The organism is Aestuariibaculum scopimerae, assembly GCF_059428085.1.
In genome coordinates this window covers 338,397-355,810 of record NZ_CM182089.1, presented here as the reverse complement: position 1 = coordinate 355,810, position 17,414 = coordinate 338,397, and the positions used below count along the sequence as shown (strand labels likewise).

The window sequence follows — 17,414 nt, the reverse complement described above, 5'->3', positions numbered from 1 at the left end:
GTTTTAAATACGGTTTAGGATGTTGTTGTTACCAAACCTAAGGTATAAAGTTGTTCCATGGTTGGGGTATCACTACCACCTGCTGGTTCTAAAGTAATACCAAAGGCCTCACTTTCGTTAGCATTTTCAATCTCGAAAATCTTGTTTTCATCGGTAGTAAAATCATCAATGGTACCTAAACTAGTAGGGGTAAGCGGACTTAGTGTTAACGACCAAACTTGGTAAACTTTGCCTTCGGGTGGTTCTGGTAACCCTTGTGCGTCTAGAAAGATGCGTTGGGTGTTTCTATCCCAATATACTTTGGCGTACGTATTGGCAAAATTACCTTGCCCAGCTAGCGGTACCTTGGTAATGTTGTCATCGCGTAAAACATTTATTAATGTATTGGCCTCTTCTAAACTGTTTTTAGAATTGGCTATTTGTGTTTCTAATAGCGATTGCTGTGTTTCTACAACTTGAATATCGGTTTTTAATTGATCGTTTTGGTTAACGGTCCAAAGTAACCCTGCTGCTAATACAATAGAAGCAGCCCACCCTGTATAAGTAACCCAATTGTATCTGGGTTTGGTAATAGAAATAACCTTGGTGTTATTATCTAAGCTTAAATGTTCTTTTATGGCTTGGAAAATTTGTTCCTTACTCATTTTATGCGAAACCGATGCTGTTAATTTTATAACAGCAGCTTCAATATCTAAAACTTCTTGTAATATTTCAGGATGTTGTAGCATCATAGCATACACTTCCTTATTTTCTTTTTCAGAAAGTGCTCCCGCTACGTATAGCTCTAAAATTCCAGATTCTATGTAAGCTTCTATATCCATTTTAATTCAACACCATATTTCTTAATTCTTTAATGCAGTTTCTGTTTCTTGTTTTTATAGTCCCTATGGGCATATCTAACTTTTCAGAAGCTTCCGCTTGTGTATAACCTTTAAAGTATAATAGTTCTATAACGGCTTTGCATTTTTTGGCAAGCTTGCTAACAAACTTTTTGATACCAATTGCATCGGTTGTATTGTCTAAATTTTCACTGGTCTCAAGAATATCTACGAAAAAATCAGAATCAAGGTTTCGTTTTGAATTTTTAAATGCTTTAGACCGCGTTTTATCTATAGCAGCGTTTCTAGCAATATTCAAAATCCATGTAAAAAAACGGCCTTTCTCTGCTGAATAGCTACTGGCATTGTGCCATGCTTTAATAAAAACATCCTGCATGACTTCTTCAGCTATATCGGTATCTCTAACAATATTGTAAATAACACCTTGCATACTATCACTATACATACTATATAACGATTCAAAAGCTTTTTCGTCTTTCTGTTTAAACTTTTCTATTAGAATTTCTAACTGCATGAAAGGGTTTTAGGTTTTCCGAAAATAGTAAAATATAAATACAAAAGCTACTTTATTTTTAAAGTAGCTTTTGTATAATTGAAGTTTTTGCAATTCAATACTATTCAATAATGCCTGCACAACTTACTCTGGCACCAGCTGCACCAGATGGTTGCGAGGTAAGATCGTCTTCTCCTGCATGTATAATAACGCCTTTGCCTAAAATGTTTTTAGTATCGTCTTCACAGCCAATGCACCATTCGTCTGTAGAAAATGTAACGGTGGCATTTCCATTTTCATCAGCGGTGAAATTACCAATATCACCTTTATGGTAACCCGTTTCGGCCCCCCATTTTCCATGAGGTTGACTGGTTGGGTTCCAGTGCCCTCCAGCCGATGTTCCGTCTGGAGCCGAACAGTCTGACGATGCATGAATATGTATGGCATGTATACCTGGTTCTAAACCACTTACGGTTGCCTCCATATTGACAGTACCATTTTCTTCAGTAAAAGTAACATTACCACTTACATTGCTATCGCTTTTAGAGACCAAAGTAATGGTAACTTTTTTTGCAGGCATGGTAGCCATGGCATCTGTTTCAGTCATAGCGTCTTCAACTGTGGCATTCTCTTTTTTTGTTTGTTTACAAGAACTTATACTTAGCGCTAGAGCTAATATCAATAAACTTATTTGTTTCATTTTATTACGTTTTTTATTTACGTGAAAGTTAAAGGAATATTATACCAATTGCAAATATTATACATGACAGATATCATATTTTAAGATGGTGCATTCATATATTTTTGAATTATAAATGTTAGGTATGATACAAACGTTAGTAAATAAATACAATATAGCGGGACCTCGCTATACAAGTTATCCAACAGTTCCATATTGGAATCAAGACACTTTTTCGCTTAAAAACTGGAAAGCATCTATAGCCAAATCGTTTAAGGAAAGTAATGCTAAAGAAGGATTGAGCTTGTATATTCATTTGCCATATTGTGAAAGCTTGTGCACTTTTTGTGGTTGCAATAAGCGTATTACTAAACAGCATACGGTAGAAACCCCTTATATAAATGCCGTTTTAAAAGAATGGAACCTTTACTTGCAGTTGTTTGATGAAAAACCTGTAATCAAGGAGTTGCATTTGGGGGGCGGTACCCCCACATTTTTTAGTCCAGGTAACCTAACACGTTTAATACATGGCATTATAAGTAAAGCTGTGCTTGCCAAAGATTACGAATTTAGTTTTGAGGGGCACCCAAACAATACCACTAGAGCGCATTTACAAGCCTTATATAATGTGGGGTTTAGGCGCGTAAGCTACGGCGTGCAAGATTATAATATTACTGTACAAAAGGCCATACATCGGGTACAGCCTTTTGAACATGTTAAGCGAGCTACCGAGATGGCGCGTAACATAGGTTATACGTCGGTAGGGCATGATATTATTTTTGGACTCCCATTTCAAACATTAGAACATATAAAAGAAACTATTTTAAAAACCAAAGCCTTGCTTCCAGACCGTTTGGCTTTTTACAGTTATGCCCATGTACCATGGATAAAGGGCAATGGACAAAGAGGGTTTAATGATACCGATTTACCAACCCCAGAACTAAAACGAAAACAATATGAACTAGGTAAAAGCTTGTTGGCAGAAGTGGGTTATGCCGAAATTGGCATGGATCATTTTGCATTGCCAACCGATACCTTGTACCAATCTATGCAAAACGGTAAACTTCACAGGAATTTTATGGGCTATACGGCATCCAAAACTCAAGCCATGATTGGTTTAGGCGTGTCGGCCATTAGTGACAGTTGGTATGGTTTCGCCCAAAACGAAAAGAGCATTGAAGCCTATTATCGTTTATTAAAAGAAAATATTTTACCCGTATTTAGGGGCCATATATTAAATAGTGAAGATTTAATTATTAGAAAGCACATTCTTAACTTAATGTGCCAGTTTAAAACAACTTGGTCCCGCCAATCATTATATTTTGATGAACTACCAGAAACCCTTATTAAATTAAAGGAAATGGAAAAAGACGAATTGCTTACAATACATTCAAATGCTATAGAAATTACCGAAAAGGGGAAACCCTATGTTAGGAATATATGCATGGCTTTTGATGTGTTATTGCAACGAAAACAACCCGATACAAAACTGTTCTCTATGACAGTGTAATAGTTAACAACTAAAACTAACAGTGAAAACTAAAGACTAATTAGTTATGAAAAAAATAATTGTACCCATAGATTTTTCTGAACATTCAGAATATGCCTTAAAAACGGCAGCTAAGCTAGCCAAAAAATTTAAGGCAGAGGTTTTGGCACTGCACATGCTGGAAATGTCCGATTTAATATTAACAGCATCAGAAGGCCTGCAATATGAAAAAGCGAGTTTCTTTGTGCAACTGTCTGAACAAAAGTTTGAAGCGTTTTTAAATAAACCCTATTTAAAAGGTATTAAAGTAACTCCTATTATTAAACACTTTAAAGTGTTTAGTGAAGTGAATGATGTGGCCGAAAAACATGATGCCGATTTAATTGTAATGGGCTCTCATGGTGCCAGTGGTGTTAAGGAATTTTTTATAGGATCTAATACCGAGCGTGTTGTAAGGAACTCTAACATTCCCGTGTTGGTTGTTAAAAATGAACTCCACGACGTTAATTTTGATACCGTAGTATTTGCTTGCGATTTTGAAGAAGATACCATTAAGTCTTATATAAATGCCATTAAGATGTTTGGTGACATAGCATCAAAAATCTATTTGGTGCATGTTAACTTGCCCAACGAAAGATTTAGAAACAGTGTGGAGATAGAAAAGCGTGTGGTAAACTTTTTTACTAAAGCCGACGGTAATTTAAACCGTATGGAGGATGTGTGTTATGTAAACGATTATACCGTTGAGGATGGTATTTTAAATTGTGCCTTAAAGGTTGGAGCCGATATTATTGCCATGCCTACACATGGCAAAAAAGGCCTGGCACACTTTTTTGAAGGTAGTATAGGCGAAGATGTTGCCAACCATGCCACCATACCGGTAGTAACGTTTAAAATATAGCAGGATTTTTAGTTTAATTTTTCCTGTTTACTGGTGGGAAGCACTTTGGTATATATACTGAAGTGCTTTTTTTATTTCTGTATTTAATACTTTTTCTGTACAGATTAAAAAGAGGACTGCATAGAGTAGAAAGAGGTCCGTTTTAATTTAATGGCAGTTCATGGTGTTGGAAACGGTATCTATCATAGGTGCTGGCGAGATATATGGAATGCCTAAACCTAATCCCCTAAGGATAAATAAGGCCCCAATAAGTACAACAAACAGGGGAATGGCCTTTTGTATTTTTTGCCGTATGCTACCTTTTAAAAACTGACTAAAATAGATGGCCGTTGTCATTAAAGGTATGGTGCCCAATCCAAAAGCCACCATACTTAAAAGACCACCCACAATATTACCACCAGCAATGGCAGCAAAAACAGCCATATAAACCAGTCCGCAGGGTAAAAAGCCATTAAGAAAGCCAATGGTTAAAAAAGTATCTGGTGTTTTTCTTTTCAGGGCATTTCCCAAAGCAGATTTTACTTTAGAGATCAATCTATAAATGGGTTTAGAAATGTTATATTTATTAAAAGTATGCTGTGGAATTAAAGCCAGGGTAATCATTAGTATACCAATAATTATAGATAACTGCTGTTGGAACCCAAAAAGAGAAAAGCTTTTTCCAACAATGCCAAAAAATAACCCAATAATACCATAAGCCAGTAATCTACCAAAATGGTAAACCGTAATTTGTGATAATTTCTTGTAGGCATTTGTTCTGTCAACAGGAAGCATAAACGCTATGGGGCCACACATGCCCACACAGTGAAAACTACCCAATAAACCTAAAACAAAAGCAGAAATAAGCATATATCAATAGTTGATGGTTTCTTTGTATAAATAAGATTGATTACTATATTGCCAATCTATTTTTATGTTCCAACGACCATCTACCAAACGTTTGTCAGGTATGAGCAAATAATGATCAGATAATGATATAGTAGTATCAAAATCCAATTGTTTGTTAGATGGTCTATATAGGAACACATGTCCGGTTATCTTTTCAGCATCCAAATTTTTAGGGAATGTTATCATTAGCCCATCTTTGGTTATTTTATAGGTAATGTTTTCGCTTAAACCATTGGCGTTATTAAGCTTATTTATATCGTTTTGGTAATCTAGCTCTTCAGCATAGTAATCCTCCGTAACCAAATCGTGGTCGTATTTATCATCCACATTCATGGTAATGATAAAATACATAATAAAGCTTATAAAGCCTATAAATGCTATAACAATGCCTGTGCCCCAATTTATCTTCATAACTTTAGTTATTAGTTATTAGTTGAAACTCCTCGGTCCTAAAAAGTTTGCCGTTGTTGTTTCAATAAGTTTATCATTTTCATAAACGCCAATCTTAATTTTATTTCTGTCTCCAGTTAAAGCGGCATTATTTATTTCAATAAAGAGCGTCCCTTCGGCAATGCCTTGTTTTGGGACTGTAAAATGATCATTTACTCCTACCACCTTTAAAGTAGCTTTGTGCGACAATAGTTTAAAGTTTACATGCTCTATATCGTGTACGGTTTTGTTAACCAATTTATAGGTAAACACATTGCTAATGATGTTGTTTTCCTTATGCTCATACAATTGTCCTGGTAATCTTAAAACAGTTGCCTCTACGTCGTTTCTTAAAAACAGCATGCCTGTTAATAGGCCAATCAAAATGGAAAGCACGGCTATGTATCCTTTCATTCTGGCTGTTAGTTTAAAGGGAGCTTTCTTTTCAATGTTGTCTTCGCTGGCATATCTAATAAGGCCTTTGGGGAGGTTGATGCTTTCCATGATATGGTCGCATTCATCTATACAGGCCGTACAGTTTACACATTCCAATTGTGTGCCATTTCTAATATCAATACCAGTAGGGCATACATTTACACATTGAAAACAATCAATACAATCTCCATAACCCAATGCCTCTCGGTCTTCATTTTTTCTGAATTTTTTTCGACCTTTATCTCCTTCACCACGCTTATGGTCATAAGCCACAACTATAGATTTATTATCCAATAATACACCTTGCAGTCTACCATACGGACAAGCAATTACACAAACTTGTTCTCTAAACCATGCAAATACAAAATAAAAGACTGCTGTAAAGATGAGTAGGGAAATGAGGGTGCTTACATGGCTTAAAGGACCATCGGTGATGTATTGGACCAGTTTGTCACTGCCAATTAGATAGGCCAAAAATACATTGGCAATAAGAAAAGAAATGAATAAAAAGACAAGAAGTTTTAAACCTTTCTTTCTAATTTTTTCGGCATTCCAAGGTTGTTTTCTTAAACGTATTTGTTTGCCTCGGTCGCCTTCAATCCAATATTCAATACGTCTAAAAACCATTTCCATAAAAATGGTTTGTGGACAAATCCATCCACAGAATATACGTCCGAAGGCAACGGTAAATAACGTAATGAAAACAACGCCTATAATCATGGAAATAACAAACAAATGGAAATCTTGTGGCCAAAAAGGAAACCCAAAAATATTAAAACGACGTTCTAGAATATTGAACATTAAAAATTGGTTACCTCTTATTTTAATAAAGGGCGACAAGAATAGAAAGGCCAAGAGAAAATAGCTTACCAGTTTTCGATATTTATAATACCGCCCACTTGGTTTTTTGGGAAACACCCAGGCCCGTTTTCCCTCTTCTGTAATTGTACTGATGGAATCTCTAAATATTTCGTTTTCTGGGGTTTCCATTGCAAGTTTTTTTAAAGAACCAAGAATAGTTTGCTTTACAAGCTTAATTCTTGGTTCTTGCTGCTATTAACTAGTTTGATGTTGTTAATGAATCTGTCTGTATTGTTGTTGTTTCTGCATTTTCAACAACCCAAAGATCACCTTCAGGATCTTTTGGATTGGCAGGTGTGGTGCCTTGCAAGCTTAATACATAGCTTGCTACTTGTGCTATTTGTGATGGTTTTAACTGTTGTTTCCACGCTACCATACCTTTACCAGAGCGCCCGCCTTCACTAACGGTTTTAAACACATGTTTTATGTCGCCTCCCAAAATCCAATATTGGTCGGTTAAATTGGGGCCTATACCACCGCCGCCATCTGCCATATGACAAGCCACACAGGTGGTTTCAAAAATAGCTTTACCAGCGCTTAAATCGGATGGGTCTGTTAATAGTGTTACCGTATTGATGTCAACCAAATCCTTAGCTGTTTTTTTGTATTCCTCTATGGCAATTTTGGCTTCTGCTAATTCGGTTTCCAATTCATCAAATTGGTTTTGCCCATCAAATACATGAAACCTTAACAGGTAAATTGCTGCAAATACAATAGTGATGTAAAACCCATAGAGCCACCAAGGGGGTAGGTTGTTATCTAATTCTTTAATACCATCATAGTCATGGTCTAAGATAATTTCGTGCTCTTCTTCAATAGGTTTGGAACCTAAAAGCTTTTTGTAAACCTTTTTGAACCAATTAAATTGATATACTTTGTTCTTTTCGGCCAAAAAACGTGCTTTAGCTTCTTCATCTAACTTGTGGAGCATGATGTTTTCCATTGACCCAACAATGGCTTCGATGGCTATTAATATGAGTAGTACTAAAAATAAGAACAGAAGTACTACGGGGTATTCTATAAATGCTGGTTTTTCCCCAGAATCGATAAAGAATTCAACAGCTCCGAAGATGATAAAAAATGCTACAGGAACACGAATCCAGGATGGAACTAAATTTTTCATAATATATCGTCGTTTTGGTTGTCTAATGGAATATTGCTTACTTGTTTTATATAGTCTTTTTTAGCGGTAAAAACCCACCAAAAAAGAATGACGAAAAATGTAAAAAAGATAAGCAGGGAAATGATGGGGTATATCTCAACTCCCGAAATACTTTCCATATAGTTTTTTGCAAATTTTAACATGGTTATATTTTTTGATGGTTAATTCTGTGCTGTTTCTACTTGAATATCGGTTCCTAAGCGTTGTAAATAAGCTATAAGAGCTACTATTTCTCGGTTTTTCATTTCTACAAAAGCTACCTCGTTTTCAATAGCGTATGTTTTATTGGCTTCATAGTTTCTCGCAAAATCCGGATCGTCATATAGGTTTTCCTCTATTTGTTTACCTTGTTCTAACATACTGGTTTGCGCATTAGCAATGTCGGCTTCAGTATATGGTACACCCAATGATACCATGGTACGCATTTTGGCTTCGGTTTGTGTTTTATCCAATTCGTGCTTAATAAGCCATGGATATCGCGGCATAATAGAGCCCGATGAGGTGCTTTGCGGATCGTACATATGGTTAAAGTGCCAATTATCAGAATATTTCTTACCTATACGGTGCAGGTCTGGACCTGTACGTTTACTGCCCCATAGGAATGGATGATCGTATACATATTCTCCCGCTTTCGAATATTCGCCGTAACGTTCTACTTCACTTCTAAACGGACGAATCATTTGTGAATGGCAACTCACACAACCTTCTCGGATGTAAATGTCACGGCCTTCTAATTCTAAAGGAGTATAGGGTTTTACGCTAGAGATGGTTGGGATATTGGATTTTACCATAATGGTAGGCACTATTTGAATGATACCACCAATTAAGATGGCAATAGTTGCTAAGATGGTTAATTGCACAGGTCTGCGCTCCAACCAAGTATGGAAGCCTTCCCCTGTGGTGCGTCTTTTGGTAACACGCTCTAGAGCAGGAGCCTCCGCCAACTCATCTTCTACTTTACTGCCTTGTTTTATGGTTGAAATAACATTGTAAATCATAATGAGCATTCCAATTACAAATAAGGAGCCACCTATGGCACGCATCCAGTACATAGGAATGATCTCGGTTACGGTTTCTAAAAAGTTGCCGTAGGTTAAAGTGCCATCTGGATTAAATTGTTTCCACATACTGGCTTGTGTAAACCCTGCAACATACATAGGTAAGGCATATAAAATAATACCTAGAGTGCCAATCCAGAAATGTAGGTTGGCCAAACCAACAGAAAACAATTTGGTTTTAAACAATCGGGGTATTAACCAGTATACCATACCAAAGGTTAAAAAGCCGTTCCATGCTAAAGCACCTACGTGCACATGAGCAATAATCCAATCTGTAAAATGAGCAATGGCATTAACGTTTTTAAGTGATAGGGTAGGCCCCTCAAAAGTTGCCATACCATAGCCTGTAATGGCTACTACCATAAATTTTAAAACGGGGTCGGTACGTACTTTATCCCAAGCACCACGTAAGGTTAATAGCCCGTTGATCATACCACCCCATGAAGGCATTAGGAGCATGACTGAAAAAGCCACTCCCAGATTTTGTGCCCATTCGGGTAATGCCGTATATAATAAGTGGTGCGGACCTGCCCAAATGTATATGAAGATCAAAGACCAAAAGTGTACAATTGATAAGCGATATGAGTAAATTGGACGGTCTGCTGCTTTGGGTACAAAATAGTACATTAAACCCAAAAACGGGGTGGTTAAAAAGAAGGCCACTGCATTGTGACCGTACCACCATTGTACCAAGGCATCCTGTACACCAGCGTAAACCGAGTAGCTTTTTAAGGCACTTACAGGAAGCTCTAAACTATTAAATATATGAAGTACGGCAACAGTAACAAAGGTGGCTATATAAAACCAAATGGCAACATATAAGTGGCGTTGACGGCGTTTTAAAATGGTGCCTATAAGGTTCCATCCAAATACTACCCAAACGAGAGCAATAGCAATATCTATGGGCCATTCTAGCTCTGCATATTCTTTGGAAGTTGTAATACCCAAAGGTAAGGTTATGGCAGCGGATACGATAATGAGTTGCCACCCCCAAAAGTTTATTTTGCTGAGTATGTCACTAAACATTCTTGCTTTGAGCAACCGTTGTGTAGAGTAGTAAACACCGGCAAAAATGGCGTTTCCAACAAACGCAAAAATAACGGCATTGGTATGTAAGGGCCTTATTCTACCAAAGCTTAGCCAAGAAATGCCATCGGTTAAATTTGGAAATAAAAACATAAAAGCTAATAGTAAGCCTACTAGCATGCCCACAACACCCCAAAGCATTGTAGCGAATAAGAAATTCTTAACGATTTTATTATCGTAATGAAACTGTTGCTTGTCCATAATCTATAATTGTTGATCTTTTTTGGTTAGTACTGATTTATTGGATGTGTCTTTAACAAGTTCGTCTTCAAAAAGCATGCGTACCGATGGGGTATAGCTATCATCATATTGTCCATTTTTTACAGCCATAATAAAGGCTACAAAAAATACAACGGCTACAATAATGCTTATAGTTAGTAAAATATATATAACACTCATACCTAATTGAAGTTACGGTTCAAAAGTAGTTTCATCTTATTTTCTAAAATATGATATTTGTCATGTTTGGGTTAAAATTTAGAGCAATATCAAATAACCTTTCGTCCTTTTAAATTTGTCATAATTGTTGTAAATACTACAATGCTAATGGAGCTCAATGGCATTAGTATAGCTGCTACTACGGGCGCCAGTTGCCCCGTTACGGCAAAGTAGAGTCCGATACTGTTGTATATGAAGGAGAGTAAAAAACTCCATCGAATAATTTTTATGGCAGATTTTGATAGCTTTATATAGTTGTATAATTGATTGAATTTTGAGGCATCTAAAATGGCATCGCAAGCTGGCGAAAACACATTGACATTTTCTGAAATGGCAATGCCAACATTGCTTTGTGCAAGAGCACCGGCATCATTTAGTCCGTCACCAACCATAAGTACATGAGCCCCTTCATTTTGGTGGTGTTTAATGTATTCTAATTTATCTTCTGGTTTTTGGTTAAAAAGCATTTTAGTTTTGGTAGGGAGGAGCTTGGTTAAGTTTTCTTTTTCGCCATCATTATCTCCCGATAGAATCACCAGGTCATAATCTTTTTTAAGGGTGTTGAATAGTTGTGATAGCCCCTTTCTGTAGGCATTATAAAAGGTAAACTTGCCCTTGTATTGGTTATTGGTACTTACATGTACAGTGGTGTTTAACGTAGCTGTATCGTTAGCGCAACCAACAAAGGATGCAGACCCCACTTTAATATTGTTATTCTTGCTGGTAGATTCAATACCTTTGCCTAAATGTTCTTGGTAGGAGTCCAGGGTTAAGATGTTGTGTTCCTTTAAAAGCTGGTACAGCGATCTACTTAGTGGATGGTTGGACCCTCTAAGCGTGCTCTTTAATAGGTCCTCTTCTGCTTCAGATAGTTTAACACCCTCGTATGCAATGGCTGTTTCTTTATTAGCTGTAATGGTGCCAGTTTTATCAAAAATAATAGTGTTTATCTTAGACAGTTGCTCAATAACGCTAGCATTCTTTAAATAGCATTTTTTCTTGCCCAAAATGCGTAAAATGTTTCCAAAAGTAAAGGGTGCTGCTAGGGCGATGGCACAAGGACATGCAATAATGAGTACGGCAGTAAATACATTTAGTGCTTTACTGGCATCTACAACTAGCCAATAAGCAGTCGCTATTAAAGCAATAGATAGTACCGCTACGGTAAAATGTTTGCTAATGCGGTTGGTAATGTTGGTAAAAGACAACTCCTTATCCTTCTTAAAAACATCGTTACTCCAAAGTTGTGTTAAGTAACTCTGTTCAACCGATTTTAAAACATCTACTTCAATACTGCCATATAGTTGTTTGCCTCCTGCAAATAATTTATCACCAGACTGTTTAGAAACGGTTTTGGATTCGCCAGTTACAAAGCTGTAATCAATACGTGCTTGTCCTTTAATAAGAACACAATCAACAGGAATAAGCTCTTCATTTCTAATTAAAAGCCGGTCGCCTTTTTCAATATCATATACTTGAATGGCTGTTTCGGTGCCATCGGTGTTTATTTTGGTAATGCCTATGGGGAAATACGATTTATAATCGCGTTCAAAAGATAAAAAGGAATAGGTTTTTTGCTGAAAGAACTTACCGAGCAACAAAAAGAAAACCAAGCCGGTTAAACTATCAAAAAAGCCAGAACCAATATTAAAAATAATTTCAACAGTACTTCGAATAAACAGCACCGCCACGCCCAATGCAATAGGTACATCAATATTGAGAAGTTTGGATTTTAGTCCTTTATAAGCAGATATGAAATAGTCCTGTGCCGAATAAAACACGACTGGTAATGAAAAGGTAAACATAAGCCACCTAAAAAGCGGCTTAAACTGTTCCAGCCAAAATTCACCTACTTGAAAATACTCAGGAAAGGACAGAAACATAACATTACCAAAGGCAAACCCGGCGATTCCCAGTTTGTAAATCAAAGATCTATTTACATGCTTTTTGCCAACACTGTAATCCTCCAAGCTAATAAAGGGCTCGTAGCCAATACTGCTTAGTAGGATAACCAAATCTTTTAGGGAAAGTGTTTCAGAATGATAAGTAACCCGCACGGTTTTCTTCCCAAAGTTGACGATGGATGTACTAACACCCGGATGTAGTTTGTTTAAATTTTCCAGAACCCAAATACAGGAGCTACAATGAATATGTGGAATATATAGTGTTACAATTTGAACTTGGTCGCTATGGAATTCCAGTAGCTGCTCTATAATTTTAGGATTTTCCAAAAAGTTGTATTTCCCTTCAATATCCTTGGGAGTTGCACCTGGAGCCTCTTGCAAATCGTAATAGCAGGTTAAATTGTTTTCAGAAAAAATTTCGTAAACTGTTTTGCATCCATTACAACAAAATAGTTTGTCATCAAATAAAATTTCAGACGAACTTGCATCTAACCCACAATGATAGCATGTGTTTGTACGCATTATTATTTGCTCATTTATACCTAGTGCAAAATTGACAAAAGAGGTTCTTTATAAATATGATAATTGTCATGTTTTGCTTATTTTTACGGGGTTTTAATAATTTGAACTATGGATAGCAGTGAACAATTTTGTTCTAAACAATTTGTCATTAACCTTTTATATAGTGGTTTAATGGTAAGCTTTAGCGAGCTAAAAACCCTAATGGTGTAATGTTGCAAAACGACAAAGACGTTTTTAATGTGCTTTTTGAAGCGGTTTCCGAAGGTGTAATCGTGGTAAATAACCACCAAAAAATTGTGTTGACAAACAGGTCTGCAGAAAAGATGTTTGGGTATGCAAAAGACGAACTTGTAGACCGTCACTTAAACACTCTTATACCTCAGAAGTACCATGCCCAACATGGCGCCCATTTTGAGGGCTTTGTAAAAGAAAAGGAAAGCAGGCAAATGGGTAGGGGGCGTGATTTATATGGAGCCCATAAAGATGGCCGTGTTTTTCCCGTAGAGGCAGGTTTAAACCCTATGGAAATTAATGGGAAGTCTTTTATTATGGCATTGGTTATAGACATCTCTATTAGAAAGCAGCAGGAGCTTGAACTTAAAGAACTCAATACCCAATTAGAGGAAAAAGTAAATGAGCGCACCAAAGAATTAAGCAATATTGTTGATGCGTTAAAAGAGGTGAATTTACAGCGTGATATTGAAATAAAAAAGCGTAAAGAAGCCCAGAACAAGACCAAGCAAGCCCTTAAGAAAGAAAAAGAACTTAATGAATTAAAAACAAAGTTTTTGTCACTGGTATCTCATGAATTTAAAACACCATTGAGCGGTATTTTAACGTCGGCTATGTTATTGGGTAAGTATAAGTTGACCGAGCAGCAAGAAAGACGGGATAAGCATATAAAAACCATTTCAGATAAGGTGCATTACCTTAATAATATATTGAATGATTTTTTATCTATTGAGAAACTAGAGACCGGAAAAATTAAATATAATTTTAGTGCCTTTAAAGTTAGCAAAGTTGTAAACGAGGTTGTTTACAATGCTAATATGCTTTTAAAAGAAGGGCAAAAAATTAACTATCCTGAGAATATTGATGATTATTCCATGTACCAAGACGAGAAAATTGTAGAGTTGGCATTGTCTAATTTGGTGCATAATGCCATAAAATACTCTTCTGAAAATACGATTGTAGACATACAAATAAAACAAGATGCTACATACACAACGTTTCAAATTAAGGATAATGGGATAGGGATACCCGTAAAGGACCAAAAAAGTATATTTAACAGGTATTTTAGGGCCGAAAATGCATTACTTACGCAAGGTACCGGTATAGGGCTCAATATTGTAAAAAGTCATTTAGAGAACTTAGGCGGATCCATAAGTTTTATGAGTGAAGAAAGTAAAGGCAGTATATTTACATTTGTATTACCAAACAAAGGGAATGATGAAAAAAGTATTATTGATAGAGGATGACATTATTTTAAGAGAAAATACAGCAGAATTATTGGAGCTATCAGGTTACGATGTTATAACAGCTCCCAATGGAAATGCTGGACTTGAAATAGCTAAAAATAGTTTGCCGGATATTATTGTTTGTGATATTATGATGCCAGAACTGGATGGCTATGGTGTTTTACAAGGGCTGTCGGGCCTTGAAAAAACCAAGCATATTCCATTTATATTCCTATCGGCTAAAACCGAGCGTAAGGATGTAAGGAAAGGCATGGATTTGGGGGCAGATGATTATATTACCAAACCATTTGAAGAAGAAGAACTTACCAGTGCTATAGAAAGCCGCTTAGCCAAAGCCGCTATATTAAAAGAAAGGGAAGCGGTTGAAGCACCTGTTTCTAATGAAGATGAAATAAGAACCCTAAATGACCTTAAAAACTTTTTTGATGACAATGGTGAAACTATAAACTTTAAACAGGGAGATACCATTTATGAAGAAGGGCAACACTCCAATAACATATTTCTAATAGCAAAGGGTTTGGTAAAGTGCCATAAATTTGATGAACAAGGAAAAGCCCTTACAACCGCTTTGTATAAGGAAGATGATTTATTTGGGTATACCTCATTTACCCAAAACATTCCATACCAAGAGTCTGCCACAGCCATAAAGGATTGTGAATTGGTAGGACTTTCAAAAAACGAACTTGAAAGTGTGCTCAATAGTAATCATAAAGTAACTTTGGAACTTATTCAATTATTGACGGACGATCTTTCGTTGGTAAAAGATCAATTGTTAGAAATGGCTTATAGTTCGGTAAAGAGACGAACAGCTACTACTATATTAAAATTTGCTGAAAAGCTTAATAGAAAGCCCGAAGACCCTATTAGAATATCCAGAAACGATTTAGCCAGCGTTGCAGGAATAGCCTTGGAAAGTTTAATAAGAACCCTGTCCAGTTTTAAAGATATGGGACTTATTGAAATTGAAGGCAGAAATATCAGGATATTAGATATCAATAAACTAAAACAAATCAACTAATTTGTTAAAATAGTTTCCTTACCAAAACGTCTTTAAAGGGTTAATACAAGAAGTTTTGTCCTTGTTTTTTTTTCATTTATGATTTTGGTCATATTTCACTTAGTTTCATGTATCTATTTTTGTTCTTTAGAAGTAGACAAGGCATGAAGAATATTTTGATACCCACCGATTTTTCTGAAAATTCATGGAACGCAATCGAGTATGCGCTCCATTTTTTTAGTAAATCGTTATGTAATTTTTATTTGTTGCACGTTAATGTTGCAGGACCATTAACTACGACATCCTCATCGCATGTATCTAATGGTACAGTACCTACTTCTTTGGAAGTAGCCTCAAAACCCGCAAAAAAACAATTGCAAGACCTGGTAAAGCGTATTAACAAAAGTTACCCATCAAACACCCATCATAGGTTTTTTACAATTACCGATACAAATTATATTATAAGTGCTATAAGAAAACAAGTTGTAGAAAAAAGAATAGACCTTATAGTAATGGGTACCAAGGGCGCTTCTGGAGTAAAAAAACTTCCCATTGGCAGTAATACAGGAAATGTAATTACCAAGGTTAAGTGCACAACCATGGTAATACCCGAAAACGCCAAGTATGTAAAAACTAAAGCGATTGTTTTTCCAACCGACTTTTCAATTGTTTACCCCTTAGAAACGTTACAGCCAATTGCAGATATTGTAGAAGCCAACCAAGCTGCAATTGATATATTATATGTGGACAGTCAAGGTAATAAGCTAAATGACGATCAACAAAAAAACAAAGAATATTTGGAGGACTATTTAAGTAGTTACAACCATAATTTTCATTTTTTAACCAACAAGCATATAGAAGACGCATTGCAGAAATTTGTAGATAGTAGGGATGTTAATTTGATAGCTATGTTAGCAAAAAATTTAAATTACTTCCAGAAGATTTTGTTTCATCCAAAGGTGAAAGAAATCAATTATTACAAGAACGTTCCCTTTTTAGTACTGCACTAAATAAGATGGTAGCGTAAAAGTTAAATAACACTTTAATGAATTAGTATGGGAAAGTGTGAACATTGCATTATAAAACAATTTAACGCACTAAAATCGTTAAGTAAGGAGGAGCTTATTGGAATTTCTAATTGTAAAACATCCAAAACAATTAAGAAGGGGGAGGTTATTTTTGATGAAGGCGAAACCATAAACGGTGTGTATTGTGTTAAAGATGGTATTTGTAAGCTCTCTAAATTAAGTGAAAACGGTAAAGACCAAATTGTAAAAATGGTTGTTAAAGGCGACCTATTGGGACAACGCTCCTTGGTATCTGATGAGACATCCAATTTACAAGCCGTGGCACTAAATGATATGGAGGTATGTTTTATTCCCAAAAATGAAATTATTGTCCACCTTCAAAATAATCCCAAGTTTTCATTTGATGTTTTAAAAGAAATGGCTCATGATTTAAGAGAAGCCGATAACATTATTGTAAACATGGCACAAAAATCGGTGCGCCAGCGTTTGGCCGAAACATTGGTGTATATACACAACAGTTTTGGAGTAAACCCAGATAATACCTTAAGTGTTTTGTTATCTCGTGAAGATTTAGCAAATATTGTTGGTACGGCCACAGAGTCTGCCATTCGTGTATTGTCCCAATTAAAAAAAGAAGGTCTAATTAGTGTTATAGGTAAACAAATTAGGATAGAAAACCTCGAAGCCCTTAAGCGGGTAGAATAGTCTTTTATTTATTTTGTTTGTA

The 17,414-nt window shown here is 36.1% G+C and carries 17 protein-coding genes; 6 read left to right on the top strand and 11 right to left on the bottom strand.

The genetic code is table 11. The features are described from left to right. Positions 1–14 precede the first annotated feature (14 nt). The 3 genes from AC5SR4_RS01645 to AC5SR4_RS01635 form a co-directional block, all read right to left on the bottom strand. Positions 15–821 (bottom strand): anti-sigma factor, encoded by an 807-nt coding sequence (locus AC5SR4_RS01645; RefSeq protein ID WP_495357800.1) that lies wholly within the window; start codon positions 819–821, stop codon positions 15–17. 1 nt (position 822) lies between these two features. Continuing rightward, positions 823–1,353, bottom strand: coding sequence for an RNA polymerase sigma factor (locus tag AC5SR4_RS01640; RefSeq protein ID WP_495357799.1), 531 nt, complete (start codon positions 1,351–1,353; stop codon positions 823–825). Positions 1,354–1,453: 100 nt separating this feature from the next. Then, on the bottom strand, positions 1,454–2,032 hold the full coding sequence (locus AC5SR4_RS01635; RefSeq protein WP_495357798.1) for a superoxide dismutase family protein: 579 nt from the start codon (positions 2,030–2,032) through the stop codon (positions 1,454–1,456). A gap of 124 nt (positions 2,033–2,156) precedes the next feature. On the opposite strand from AC5SR4_RS01635, the gene hemN reads away from it, so the two are divergent. Continuing rightward, the gene (hemN, locus tag AC5SR4_RS01630) at positions 2,157–3,521 is read left to right on the top strand and encodes an oxygen-independent coproporphyrinogen III oxidase (RefSeq protein WP_495357797.1); all 1,365 of its coding nucleotides are present in this window, start codon (positions 2,157–2,159) and stop codon (positions 3,519–3,521) included. A gap of 46 nt (positions 3,522–3,567) precedes the next feature. Continuing rightward, complete coding sequence (locus AC5SR4_RS01625) at positions 3,568–4,401, top strand: universal stress protein (protein ID WP_495357796.1); 834 nt, start codon at positions 3,568–3,570, stop codon at positions 4,399–4,401. A 147-nt stretch (positions 4,402–4,548) separates the two neighbouring features. On the opposite strand, the gene AC5SR4_RS01620 is transcribed toward AC5SR4_RS01625, so the two are convergent. The 8 genes from AC5SR4_RS01620 to AC5SR4_RS01585 all read right to left on the bottom strand — a co-directional run bounded on the left by AC5SR4_RS01620 (position 4,549) and on the right by AC5SR4_RS01585 (position 13,184). After that, positions 4,549–5,250: a sulfite exporter TauE/SafE family protein gene (locus AC5SR4_RS01620; RefSeq protein WP_495357795.1), complete on the bottom strand. Its 702-nt coding sequence runs from the start codon at positions 5,248–5,250 to the stop codon at positions 4,549–4,551. A 3-nt stretch (positions 5,251–5,253) separates the two neighbouring features. Further along, positions 5,254–5,700: a FixH family protein gene (locus AC5SR4_RS01615; protein ID WP_495357794.1), complete on the bottom strand. Its 447-nt coding sequence runs from the start codon at positions 5,698–5,700 to the stop codon at positions 5,254–5,256. A gap of 18 nt (positions 5,701–5,718) precedes the next feature. After that, positions 5,719–7,143 (bottom strand): cytochrome c oxidase accessory protein CcoG, encoded by a 1,425-nt coding sequence (gene ccoG / locus AC5SR4_RS01610; RefSeq protein ID WP_495357793.1) that lies wholly within the window; start codon positions 7,141–7,143, stop codon positions 5,719–5,721. Between the two features lie 70 nt (positions 7,144–7,213). Beyond that, positions 7,214–8,137, bottom strand: a complete 924-nt coding sequence (locus AC5SR4_RS01605; RefSeq protein WP_495357792.1) for a cbb3-type cytochrome c oxidase N-terminal domain-containing protein — start codon at positions 8,135–8,137, stop codon at positions 7,214–7,216. Then, positions 8,134–8,319: a CcoQ/FixQ family Cbb3-type cytochrome c oxidase assembly chaperone gene (locus AC5SR4_RS01600; protein ID WP_495357791.1), complete on the bottom strand. Its 186-nt coding sequence runs from the start codon at positions 8,317–8,319 to the stop codon at positions 8,134–8,136. Before AC5SR4_RS01600 ends, AC5SR4_RS01605 begins: the two co-directional genes overlap by 4 nt. Before the next feature lie 18 nt (positions 8,320–8,337). Further along, a complete protein-coding gene (ccoN, locus tag AC5SR4_RS01595) occupies positions 8,338–10,521 on the bottom strand; it encodes a cytochrome-c oxidase, cbb3-type subunit I (protein ID WP_495357790.1) in 2,184 nt (727 codons plus the stop codon). Between the two features lie 3 nt (positions 10,522–10,524). Beyond that, positions 10,525–10,719, bottom strand: coding sequence for a cbb3-type cytochrome oxidase assembly protein CcoS (ccoS, locus tag AC5SR4_RS01590; RefSeq protein ID WP_495357789.1), 195 nt, complete (start codon positions 10,717–10,719; stop codon positions 10,525–10,527). Between the two features lie 89 nt (positions 10,720–10,808). Continuing rightward, positions 10,809–13,184: a heavy metal translocating P-type ATPase gene (locus AC5SR4_RS01585; RefSeq protein ID WP_495357788.1), complete on the bottom strand. Its 2,376-nt coding sequence runs from the start codon at positions 13,182–13,184 to the stop codon at positions 10,809–10,811. Positions 13,185–13,393: 209 nt separating this feature from the next. Here AC5SR4_RS01585 and AC5SR4_RS01580 point away from each other — a divergent pair, with 209 nt between their 5' ends. The 4 genes from AC5SR4_RS01580 to AC5SR4_RS01565 all read left to right on the top strand — a co-directional run bounded on the left by AC5SR4_RS01580 (position 13,394) and on the right by AC5SR4_RS01565 (position 17,392). Next, positions 13,394–14,662 carry a PAS domain-containing sensor histidine kinase gene (locus tag AC5SR4_RS01580; RefSeq protein WP_495357787.1) on the top strand — a complete coding sequence of 423 codons (1,269 nt, stop codon included), beginning with the start codon at positions 13,394–13,396 and terminating at the stop codon, positions 14,660–14,662. After that, positions 14,634–15,680, top strand: coding sequence for a response regulator (locus AC5SR4_RS01575; protein WP_495359142.1), 1,047 nt, complete (start codon positions 14,634–14,636; stop codon positions 15,678–15,680). Before AC5SR4_RS01580 ends, AC5SR4_RS01575 begins: the two co-directional genes overlap by 29 nt. A 143-nt stretch (positions 15,681–15,823) precedes the next feature. Further along, the gene (locus AC5SR4_RS01570; RefSeq protein WP_495357786.1) at positions 15,824–16,669 is read left to right on the top strand and encodes a universal stress protein; all 846 of its coding nucleotides are present in this window, start codon (positions 15,824–15,826) and stop codon (positions 16,667–16,669) included. 45 nt (positions 16,670–16,714) lie between these two features. Then, positions 16,715–17,392, top strand: coding sequence for a Crp/Fnr family transcriptional regulator (locus AC5SR4_RS01565; RefSeq protein WP_495357785.1), 678 nt, complete (start codon positions 16,715–16,717; stop codon positions 17,390–17,392). The last annotated feature ends 22 nt before the right edge of the window (positions 17,393–17,414 follow it).

Coding starts and splice junctions, on each gene's coding strand:
- AC5SR4_RS01645 (WP_495357800.1), bottom strand. CDS start 821: ATGGATATAGAAGCTTACATAGAATCTGGAATTTTAGAGCTATACGTA.
- AC5SR4_RS01640 (WP_495357799.1), bottom strand. CDS start 1,353: ATGCAGTTAGAAATTCTAATAGAAAAGTTTAAACAGAAAGACGAAAAA.
- AC5SR4_RS01635 (WP_495357798.1), bottom strand. CDS start 2,032: ATGAAACAAATAAGTTTATTGATATTAGCTCTAGCGCTAAGTATAAGT.
- hemN (WP_495357797.1), top strand. CDS start 2,157: ATGATACAAACGTTAGTAAATAAATACAATATAGCGGGACCTCGCTAT.
- AC5SR4_RS01625 (WP_495357796.1), top strand. CDS start 3,568: ATGAAAAAAATAATTGTACCCATAGATTTTTCTGAACATTCAGAATAT.
- AC5SR4_RS01620 (WP_495357795.1), bottom strand. CDS start 5,250: ATGCTTATTTCTGCTTTTGTTTTAGGTTTATTGGGTAGTTTTCACTGT.
- AC5SR4_RS01615 (WP_495357794.1), bottom strand. CDS start 5,700: ATGAAGATAAATTGGGGCACAGGCATTGTTATAGCATTTATAGGCTTT.
- ccoG (WP_495357793.1), bottom strand. CDS start 7,143: ATGGAAACCCCAGAAAACGAAATATTTAGAGATTCCATCAGTACAATT.
- AC5SR4_RS01605 (WP_495357792.1), bottom strand. CDS start 8,137: ATGAAAAATTTAGTTCCATCCTGGATTCGTGTTCCTGTAGCATTTTTT.
- AC5SR4_RS01600 (WP_495357791.1), bottom strand. CDS start 8,319: ATGTTAAAATTTGCAAAAAACTATATGGAAAGTATTTCGGGAGTTGAG.
- ccoN (WP_495357790.1), bottom strand. CDS start 10,521: ATGGACAAGCAACAGTTTCATTACGATAATAAAATCGTTAAGAATTTC.
- ccoS (WP_495357789.1), bottom strand. CDS start 10,719: ATGAGTGTTATATATATTTTACTAACTATAAGCATTATTGTAGCCGTT.
- AC5SR4_RS01585 (WP_495357788.1), bottom strand. CDS start 13,184: ATGCGTACAAACACATGCTATCATTGTGGGTTAGATGCAAGTTCGTCT.
- AC5SR4_RS01580 (WP_495357787.1), top strand. CDS start 13,394: ATGTTGCAAAACGACAAAGACGTTTTTAATGTGCTTTTTGAAGCGGTT.
- AC5SR4_RS01575 (WP_495359142.1), top strand. CDS start 14,634: ATGAAAAAAGTATTATTGATAGAGGATGACATTATTTTAAGAGAAAAT.
- AC5SR4_RS01570 (WP_495357786.1), top strand. CDS start 15,824: ATGAAGAATATTTTGATACCCACCGATTTTTCTGAAAATTCATGGAAC.
- AC5SR4_RS01565 (WP_495357785.1), top strand. CDS start 16,715: ATGGGAAAGTGTGAACATTGCATTATAAAACAATTTAACGCACTAAAA.